The sequence below is a fragment of the Streptomyces sp. WM6386 genome (genome assembly GCF_000972385.1).
GTDB lineage: Bacteria > Actinomycetota > Actinomycetes > Streptomycetales > Streptomycetaceae > Streptomyces.
The window spans coordinates 1-9,269 of the sequence record NZ_JXTE01000124.1; the positions used below are offsets into that span (position 1 = coordinate 1).

The window sequence follows — 9,269 nt, forward strand, 5'->3', positions numbered from 1 at the left end:
GGGTGGGTCATGGTGGGTCCCCCGGGGTGACGTGCCTGGGTGTGTGCGTACGGCAACTTACTCGTCGTACCCGACACTCCGGCGAGCCGGCCTTCGCCTGTGTCGATGCCCTCAAGATCCCCTGCATCTCGTGTGAAACATTTCCGGGGTGCCACCGCATCAATGGAGTGAGAGCGCGAAGCAGGCGCATCCACGAGCAGGGGGAACACATGAGGCAGGTCCTTGCGGACCAGTACGCGGAGTTCGCGGCGGCGCGCGCGGGGCATCTCTACCGCTCCGCGTGCCTGCTCACCGCCGGGGACACGTATCTCGCCGAGGACCTGGTGCAGGAGACCCTGGGCCGGCTGTACATCAGCTGGCACCGGGTGGCCCGGGTCGGCAACCCCGCCGGGTACGCGCAGACCGTCCTCACCCGGGCGTTCCTCGCCCACCAGCGGCGCCGCAGCAGCAAGGAGCGCGCGACCGCCGAGTTCCCGGAGCAGGCCTACGCCGACCACGGCGACGTCCCGCTGCGCCTCACGCTCCTCCAGGCGCTGGCCCGGCTGCCCGCCAAGGACCGGGCGGTGGTCGTGCTGCGCTACTGGGAGGACCGCTCGATCGAGGAGACCGCCGACGCGATGAACGCCAGTTCCGCCGCGGTCCGCACCCGCTGCACCCGCGCCCTCGGCCGGCTGCGCGAGCTGCTGGGCGAGGACCTCGGCGAGTACGCACGCTTCTGACGGCCCCACCCGTCCCTGTGACCGCACCTCACCCGCACCTCTGACTTCTCATCCTTCACACCTCGGGGAAACGGTGGTTAGCCATGCCCGCTCAACAGCACAGTGATCCCTTCGAGGACAGCCTCTCGGCCGAACTGCGCGATACCGGAGGGCAGTTCGACGCCGATCTGCACAGTCTCACCACCGCGGGCCTGGCCCGTGGCCGACGGCTGCGGCTGCGGCGCCGGTCCGCCGTCGTGGGCGGCGCGGCCTCCCTCGCCCTCGTCGGGGTGGGCGGGGCGCTGCTCCTGCCCGGCGGCGGTTCGGACCCGGCCCCGTCCTCGGTGGCCTCGAACCCGAGCGCCTCGGCGACCGTGCCGCCCGTCTCCGGCCAGGAGCTGATCAGCACGCTCAAGGAGCAGCTCGGGTACGGCAAGTTCAGCCAGGAGACAAGTCGTGGTACCGCGGACGCGCCGTACGCGTGGCTCGTGTGGGACGACGGGGACGGGGGTTCCGTCGTCTCCGTGAACCTCGAACGGGTCGAGCCGGGCAGTGAGAACGCACGGCAGTTGACCGAGTGCCCGGACAAGACGTTCACGCCGTACGACAGTTGCCGGACCAGCAGGCTGGACAACGGCTCGGTGCTGAGGATCCTCCAGGGGTACGAGTATCCCGACAAGCGGGAGCCCACCAAGCACTGGTCCGCCGACCTGATCACCCCGAGGGGCCAGCACGTCGCGGTGTACGAGTGGAACGCCGAGGCCGAAAAGGGCTCGCCGGTCACCCGCGAGGACCCGCCTCTGGACGCCGCGGAGTTGAAGAAGCTGGTGACCGCGCCGGCCTGGCTGAAGGCGGTCGACGCCATGCCCAAGGAGGACAGGTCGTCGCTGGCGAGCCCGGAGGAAACCGCCGCCCCCACCACCGACATCCGCAAGACGCTCGTCGACCTCCTCCCCGCCGGTCTCACCCCGGTCTCGAGGGGCGGTGACGAGTCCGGGTGGGGCTATGTCGTCGTCGACGACGGCAAGGGCAGGAGCCTCGTCGAGATCAACGTCCAGCCGAACATGGGGGACCTCCTCGGCGAGAGCATCTTCGAGGATGCGGAGGACGTCGGCGACGGCACGATGCTCGCCACCCGCGAGGACGCCGGCGACAAGGACGTCTCGGGCACGGTCCGGTGGACCGTCGACACGGTGCGCGTCAACGGACTGCGGGTCGTGATCAGCGCCCTCAACGCGGGCGGGCCGCACGACGCCCCGAGCCGTGCCAAGCCCGCCCTGACGATGGAGCAGCTCAAGAAGATCGCGCTCAGCTCGAAGTGGGGCCCGAGCCGGGAGGAGTCACAGACCGGTCAGAAGAACTCCGACCAGGGCTGATCCCAGATCTGCTTCACGCACAGCACCAGGAACAGCAGCCCGGCGATCACCAGCATCCCGTTGCTGATCAGGCCGTTGCGCCATTCGGCCGGTGTGCGCGAGGAGTTGAGGAGCCAGATCAGCGTGCCGGCCAGGAAGGGGAGGAAGGCCGCGCCCAGGACGCCGTAGAGGATGATCAGGCGGAAGGGCTGGCCCTGGAAGAGCAGGACGATGGGCGGGAAGGTCAGCCACAGCAGGTACGCGCGGAAGGGCCAGGAGCGTTCGCGCGCACCGGAGGCGACCTCCTCGCCCGTCCCCTTGCCCTCACCCTTGTCGCGGAAGCGGGCGACGAAGTCGGCGAACATCAGGCTCACGCCGTGCCAGACGCCGATCAGGGAGGTGTACGAGGTGGCGAAGAAGCCGATCAGGAAGAACTTGGCGGTCGCCGAGCCGTACTTGTCCTCCAGGATGTCGCTGAGCTGGATGAGCCCCTTGTCGCCACTGGCGATGGCGATGTTCGCCGAGTGCAGCATCTCGGCGCCGACGAACAGCATGGAGATGACGAAGATGCCGGTGGTGGCGTAGGCGACGCGGTTGTCGAGCCGCATGACCTTCATCCAGCCGGTGTTGGTCCAGCCCTTGGCGTTGACCCAGTAGCCGTACGCGGCGAGGGTGATGGTGCCGCCGACGCCGCCGATGAGGCCGAGGGTGTTGAGGATGGAGTCCTTCTCGTCGGGGAGGACGGGCAGCAGGCCCGCGAAGGCGTCCCCCAGGTTCGGGGTGACGCGGATGGCCAGGTAGACCGTCACCACGAACATGACGCCCACCAGGACCGTCATGACCTTCTCGAAGACCTCGTACTTGTTGAACCAGACGAAGACGAGGCCGGTCAGACCGCAGGCGACGGCCCACCACTTGAGGTCCATCACGTCCGGGAACAGCGCCTGGAGCGGGAGCGCGCTGGACGACATCGCGGCGGCGCCGTAGACGAAGCCCCAGATCACCACGTAGACGACGAAGAACCACGAGGTCCAGCGGCCCAGGCTCGCCCAGCCGTCGAAGAGGGTGCGGCCGGTGGACAGATGCCAGCGGCCGGCGGCCTCGGCGAGGGAGATCTTGACGAGGCAGCCGATGACGGCGGCCCACAGGAGCGTGTAGCCGAAGTTGCTGCCCGCGATGAGGGTCGCGACCAGGTCGCCGGCGCCGACGCCGGTGGCCGCGACGACGATGCCGGGGCCGATGTACTTCCAACTGGACTTACGAGGTCGGGGGTTGCCGGATGATGCCTGGGTGTCCGTGGGGTTGCCCGTGGTGTCCGCCATGAAGGTCAAGGAACCTCAAAGCAACCGAGCTCACAAGAGGGCGTGCAGGGGATCCACCTGAAGGGGCACGGGGAACCGCGCGCTCAACCCCCACAATCCGCAGACCGGGGACGGCCGCAAGTGGCTGATCGATCCGCCCCGTCCGTCCCCAGCGGAGCGCAATACGAGGCGTACCGAGGATCGACTTCCCGCATGGGGTCAGGATGTCCGCCTGCACGGTGCCGCGCACGGGGAGGAATACCCGATTCACTACCTACGTACATCAGTTCGGGATCGAGCCACGGCCGCAACGTTCCGGCCACCGCGCCTTTATTGACTCTTGACCTGCTCATGCCATAGGCGCACGATGAGCGCCGCACCCGCACCTGTGAGTCACCTGTATCCCCACTTGCTTCAGGCCCGGAGACCCCGGAACCCCTGGAGAAACTAGGAGACTTCATGCGACTTCGCATACGAGGCTCAGGCGCCCGCGGCGGAAGGCGTACCGCCGTGTTCGCCGCCCTCCTCGCCCTCGCGCTCGCGGCACCCCTCTCCCCGGGCGCGAGCGCCGACAGCACCACCAAGGCGGCTCCCTCGGCGGACGACATCCGCCAGTACGAGGTCCACACGCACGCGACGGTCAAGGAACGCACGGCCCTTCAGCAGGCCGGCGTGGCCATCGACGAGGTGGACGACCACGGCGTCGTGATCTCCGGCCGTGCCGACCAGATCAGGAAACTGCGCGCGCAGGGCTACGAGATCACGGCGCTCGGCGCGGTCCCCGACCGGTCCTCCGCCCAGGACGGCGAGGTCGGAATCCTCGACTTCCCCTCGGCCGACTCGCGGTACCACAACTACGCGGAGATGACGAACGAGATCAACTCGGTCGTCTCCGCCCACTCCTCCATCGCGAGCACCCGCGTGATCGGCACCTCGTACCAGGGCCGGAACATCGTCGCCATCAAGGTCAGCGACAACGTGGCGACCGACGAGTCCGAGCCCGAGGTGCTGTTCACCCACCACCAGCACGCCCGTGAGCACCTCACCGTCGAGATGGCGCTGTACCTGCTCAACGAACTGACCTCGGACTACGGCACCGACTCCCGAGTGACCAGCATGGTCAACAACCGCGAGATCTGGATCGTCCCGGACCTCAACCCCGACGGCGGCGAGTACGACGTGGCGACCGGCTCCTACCGTTCGTGGCGCAAGAACCGCCAGCCCAACTCCGGTTCCTCGTACGTCGGTACCGACCTCAACCGCAACTGGGCCTACCGGTTCGGCTGCTGCGGCGGCTCGTCCGGGTCGACCTCCTCGGAGACGTACCGCGGCCCGGCGGCCGAGTCGGCGCCCGAGGTCAAGGTCGTCGCCGACTTCGTCCGCAGCCGGGTCGTCGGCGGCGTGCAGCAGATCAAGGCCGGGATCGACTTCCACACGTACAGCGAACTGGTCCTGTGGCCCTACGGGTACACGACGGCGAACACGGCCACCGGCATGACGACCGACGACCGCAACGCCTTCGCGACGGTCGGCGGGAAGATGGCCGCGAGCAACGGCTACACGCCCGAGCAGTCCAGCGACCTGTACATCACCGACGGATCGATCGACGACTGGCTGTGGGGCAGCCAGAAGATCTTCGCGTACACCTTCGAGATGTACCCGTCGTCGAGCTCCGGGGGCGGCTTCTACCCGCCCGACGAGGTGATCGCGGCGGAGACCGCGCGCAACCGGGACGCGGTGCTGCAGCTGCTGGAGAACGCTGACTGTATGTACCGGTCCATCGGCAAGGAGGCGCAGTACTGCGCGTGAGGCAGTACCGCGCCTGAGGAGCTACTCCTCGGTGTCGTCGTCCTCTTCGCCTGCTTCGCCTTCTTCGAAGTAGGCGTCGAGGACGGCGTCCAGCTGCTCGTCCCACTCCTGGAAGCGCGCCCGCGACGTGGCCTCGACCTCGATCGGGTACCAGCGCCTGTCCGGGGTGTGCACGGTGATCGTGTACCGCTTGCCGAAGCGGGGCGTCTCGGTCTCGATCGCGCCGATCTCGTCCCAGCGGAACTCGCACCGCTCCTCGTCGAGGCTCAGGCGTACGCCCTTGGCGTCGGCGACGATCTTCGCGCGGCGGTCGGACGCCTCGAACTCGGGGCCGTCGGCCGCGTCCGCCTCCGGCTCGTCGGGAGTGGGTTCCTCCTCGGGTTCGGGGGCGGCCTCTTTCTTCGCGAGGGCGTCCTCCTCGGCAAGGGGCTCCTCGGCGTCCTCGGGCTCGCCGGACACGGGTGAGGTCAGCCCGGGGATGAAGGCCGGGTCAAACCCGGCACCTTCCAGGGGCGTGCTGCTCGAACCTATGCGCTGCTCCACAGCGGAGAGTATGGCGGACGAACCTGTGCCGTGGGGCGCCGGGGCCCGAGGTCACCTACAGGGCACGACCAATTGGCGGATCTGTCCCCGCCGACGCGTCGGCCACCTGCGGTTCTACCGCTGGTGTGGGAACAGATCCGCCAATCACTCCCTCCTGCCTAGACCAGCAGGCTCAGCGCTGCCGCCATCAGGAAGCCGACTGCCGACAGGACCGTCTCCAGGACCGTCCACGTCTTCAGCGTGTCCCGCTCGCTGATGCCGAAGTACTTGGCCACCATCCAGAAGCCGCCGTCGTTCACGTGCGAGGCGAAGATCGAGCCCGCCGAGATGGCCATGATGACCAGGGCCACGAAGGCCTGGGAGTGGTCGCCCTCCGAGAGCAGGGGCGCCACGATGCCCGCCGTCGTCACGATCGCGACCGTCGCCGAGCCCTGCGCCACCCGTAGGACCACGGAGATCAGGTACGACAGGACGATCACCGGGAGACCCACGTCGTTGAAGGTGTCCGACAGCGCCTGGGCCACACCGCTCGCCTTGAGGATCGCGCCGAAGACCCCGCCCGCGCCCACGACGAGCAGGATGTTGCCGACCGGCTTGAGCGAGGCCGTCGAGACGGTCTCCAGGGACTTGCGGGACCAGCCGCGCCTGAGGCCGAGGAGGTAGTACGCGAGGAGCAGGGCGATCGTCAGGGCCACGAAGGGGCTGCCGAAGAACTCGATCACCGAGCGGCCCGTGGAGGGGTCCAGGGCGATCGAGGAGAAGGTGGCGGCGAGGATCAGGACCAGCGGGGTGCCGATGATGCCGAGGACCGTGCCCAGCGGGACCGGATCCTCGCGGGGCTCCACGCCCTGCTCGCGCTGCTCGTTGATGACCGCGAGCCTGGCCTCCGCCGCCGCTTCCACCATGTCCTGCGGTACGGCCACGAAGATGCGGCGGCCGATCCACGCGGAGAACACCCAGGCGGCCAGTACCGCCGGGATGCCGCAGACCACGCCCATCAGAATGACCCACCCGAGGTCCACGTGGAGCAGTCCGGCCGCGGCCACCGGGCCGGGGTGCGGGGGCAGGAAGGCGTGGGTCATCGACAGACCGGCGAGGAGGGGAAGGCAGTAGAGCAGGATCGACTTGCCGCTGCGCTTCGCCGCCGCGTACACGATCGGGGCGAGGACGAAGATGCCCACGTCGAAGAAGACCGGGATGCCGAAGATGAGGCCGGTGAGGCCCATGGCGAGGGGTGCCCTCTTCTCGCCGAAGAGGTTGAGGAGGCGCGAGGCCAACACCTCGGCGCCGCCGCTGACTTCGAGGATCGCGCCGAGCATCGTGCCCAGGCCGATGATGATCGCGACATGGCCGAGGATGCCGCCCATGCCGGACTCGATGGTGGAGACGGCGTCGGAGCGCTGGACCGTGCCGAAGAGTTCGGTGACCGACAGGCCGGCGAGGAGGCCGACGGCTATGGAGACGGCGAGGAGGGCGACGAACGGCTGGAGTCTGACCTTGATGATCAGGAAGAGGAGGAGGGCGATGCCGATGGCGGCGACGGTGAGCAGACCTGCCGTGCCGTCGATGAGGAGGAGCAGGCCTCCGGTGTGGGGTGGGGTCGTGGCGGGGGCTGTTGCGGCGAGCGGTTGGGACATGGGGGTCCTCTGCGTAAGTACATTCACCGGGGGGTCTGGGGGGTCTGGGGGGTGTCCCCCCCCAGAAGGCACAGTCGGGCAGGGCGAATCGCGGCATGGCCACCCGTGGGGGGCCATGCCGTCTGCTTACGGCGTGCGGGAGTTGAGGGGGTGTGGGCTCAGCCGAGTACGGCGAGCGCGTCGATCTCGATGAGGAGGCCGGCGGGGAGGCCGACGTAGACCGTCGTGCGGGCGGCCGGGGGCGCGGTGAGGCCCTGCTCCTCGAAGTAGGTGTTGTAGACGCCGTTCATCTCGGCGAAGTGGTCGACGTCCGTGAGGTAGACGCGGATCATCATCACGTCGTCCCAGCTCGCGCCGCCCTCCTCCAGGATCGCCTTGACGTTGGCGAGGGTCTGCAGGGTCTGCTCGCGCAGGGTGGGGCCGGCGGGCGTCGGGGGCTTGCCGTCCTCGGCCGGGAGGAAGCCGACCTGTCCGGCCACCTGAAGGATGTTCCCCTTCCTGACACCGTGCGAGAACTTCGCGGGCGGGGTGGTGTGGGACTTGGGGGTGAGCGCGATCTTCTCGGTCTTCTCGGTCTTCTCGGTCATGAGGTGGCTTCCTTGACGGGGGTTCTGCCGGAGTACTCGCCGCTGACGGCGTCCGCGGTGCGGCGGACCAGCGGGAGGAGGGTGAGGAGTTCGTCGGCGGTGACGACGACGTTCGGGGCGGAGACCGACATCGCGGCCACGACCCTGCCGTCGGCGCCGCGGATCGGTGCGGCGACGCAGTTGATCGACTCCTCGTGGCCACCGAGGTCGGTGGCCCAGCCCTGTTCGCGCACGCGCTCCAACTCCTTGAGGAAGGCGGGTGCGTTGGGGGTCGAACGGGACGTGTACATGGGGTACTCGAGCTTGTCCGCGAGGGTGCGGCGCTCGGAGTCGTGGAGGTCGGCGAGGAGCAGCTTGGCGACGGCCGCGACGGTGATGGCGACGGGCTTGCCGATCCGGGAGTACATCCGGACCGGGTAGCGGCTCTCGACCTTGTCGATGTAGAGGACCTCGTTCTCCTCGTACACGGCGAGGTGGACGGTGTGGCCGCACTGCTCGTTGAGGCGTACGAGGTGGGGGTGGGCGATCTCGCGGATGTCCAGGTTCTCCATCGCCTCCTGGGCCAGCGCGATGAGGCGGGCGCCGAGGCGGTAGCGCTGGTCGGACTGGCGGTAGACCATGCCGTGTTCGTGGAGCGTGCGCAGGAGCCGTAGGGCCGTGGACTTGTGGACGCCGAGGCGGTCGGCGACCTGTCCCAGGTCTGCGGGACCTTCTGCGAGCAGCGGCAGGATGCTGAGCGCGCGGTCGACGGTCTGGCTCATGGAATGCGTACCTCCTCCGGGGCCTGCACGGCTTGCGTCCAGCCGGGGCCGAGTCGAAGTGTCTCCCAGGTGCCGTCGTCCACGGCTGCCAGGCGGTCGACGGTGTCGCGGGCGGGGGGTGTCGCGAGGTCGCCGGGGGTGGTGAGGGTGGCGGCGGCGTGGAGGTGGGCGGTACGGAGGCAGGTCTTGACGGAGAGGCCTCGCAGAACGGCGGAGAGAAACCCGGCGGCAAAGGCGTCACCGGCGCCGGTGGTGGCCACGACGTCGACGTCGAGGGCGGGAACGAAGGTGCTGCGGGTGGGGGCCGGCGTGGGGTGGGCGTCGCTCGCCCGCGCTGACTGCCGGCAGCTACGCGAGCCCTCCAACTCCGAGCCGCCACGACTACCCGCAGGCTGCGCGGGCAAGGAAGCCACACCTTGCGACTCCGGGCCGCGACCCGACCCCAGGGGCGCGGGGAACTGCACAGGCGAGGATGCCGCACCCTGCGACTCCGGGCCGCTACCCGACCCCAGGGGCGCGGGGAACTGCGCGATCGACCCCCACCCGCCCGCGGCTTCACGACTACCCGCAGGCTGCGC

8 protein-coding genes and 1 pseudogene are annotated in these 9,269 nt (G+C 69.1%); 3 read left to right on the plus strand and 6 right to left on the minus strand.

Annotation, left to right across the window (positions count from 1 at the left end; all coding sequences use genetic code 11):
• The first annotated feature begins 209 nt into the window (after positions 1-209).
• On the plus strand, positions 210-719 hold the full coding sequence (locus tag TN53_RS39430) for a SigE family RNA polymerase sigma factor (protein ID WP_046263669.1): 510 nt from the start codon (positions 210-212) through the stop codon (positions 717-719).
• Between the two features lie 83 nt (positions 720-802).
• Positions 803-2,074 (plus strand): hypothetical protein, encoded by a 1,272-nt coding sequence (locus TN53_RS39435; RefSeq protein WP_046263670.1) that lies wholly within the window; start codon positions 803-805, stop codon positions 2,072-2,074.
• Here the strand turns inward: TN53_RS39435 and TN53_RS39440 are convergent.
• Positions 2,050-3,375, minus strand: a complete 1,326-nt coding sequence (locus TN53_RS39440; RefSeq protein WP_046263676.1) for an Nramp family divalent metal transporter — start codon at positions 3,373-3,375, stop codon at positions 2,050-2,052. The two genes, TN53_RS39435 and TN53_RS39440, sit on opposite strands and share 25 nt — an antisense overlap.
• Positions 3,376-3,813: 438 nt before the next feature.
• On the opposite strand from TN53_RS39440, the gene TN53_RS39445 reads away from it, so the two are divergent.
• Positions 3,814-5,163 carry a M14 family metallopeptidase gene (locus TN53_RS39445; RefSeq protein ID WP_046263671.1) on the plus strand — a complete coding sequence of 450 codons (1,350 nt, stop codon included), beginning with the start codon at positions 3,814-3,816 and terminating at the stop codon, positions 5,161-5,163.
• Between the two features lie 21 nt (positions 5,164-5,184).
• Here TN53_RS39445 and TN53_RS39450 read toward each other — a convergent pair whose 3' ends face one another.
• The 5 genes and pseudogenes from TN53_RS39450 to TN53_RS48740 form a co-directional block, all read right to left on the minus strand.
• Positions 5,185-5,706 (minus strand): hypothetical protein, encoded by a 522-nt coding sequence (locus tag TN53_RS39450; RefSeq protein ID WP_046263672.1) that lies wholly within the window; start codon positions 5,704-5,706, stop codon positions 5,185-5,187.
• A 158-nt stretch (positions 5,707-5,864) separates the two neighbouring features.
• Entirely contained in the window at positions 5,865-7,343 is a 1,479-nt protein-coding gene (locus tag TN53_RS39455; protein ID WP_046263673.1) for a GntP family permease, read from the minus strand.
• 158 nt (positions 7,344-7,501) lie between these two features.
• On the minus strand, positions 7,502-7,930 hold the full coding sequence (locus TN53_RS39460) for a RidA family protein (RefSeq protein WP_046263674.1): 429 nt from the start codon (positions 7,928-7,930) through the stop codon (positions 7,502-7,504).
• Positions 7,927-8,691 (minus strand): IclR family transcriptional regulator, encoded by a 765-nt coding sequence (locus tag TN53_RS39465; protein ID WP_046263675.1) that lies wholly within the window; start codon positions 8,689-8,691, stop codon positions 7,927-7,929. The genes TN53_RS39460 and TN53_RS39465 overlap by 4 nt, the downstream gene beginning before the upstream one ends.
• A pseudogene (locus TN53_RS48740) lies at positions 8,688-8,981 on the minus strand (PfkB family carbohydrate kinase); the annotation flags it as partial. The gene TN53_RS39465 and the pseudogene TN53_RS48740, both read right to left, overlap by 4 nt.
• Positions 8,982-9,269: the final 288 nt, after the last annotated feature.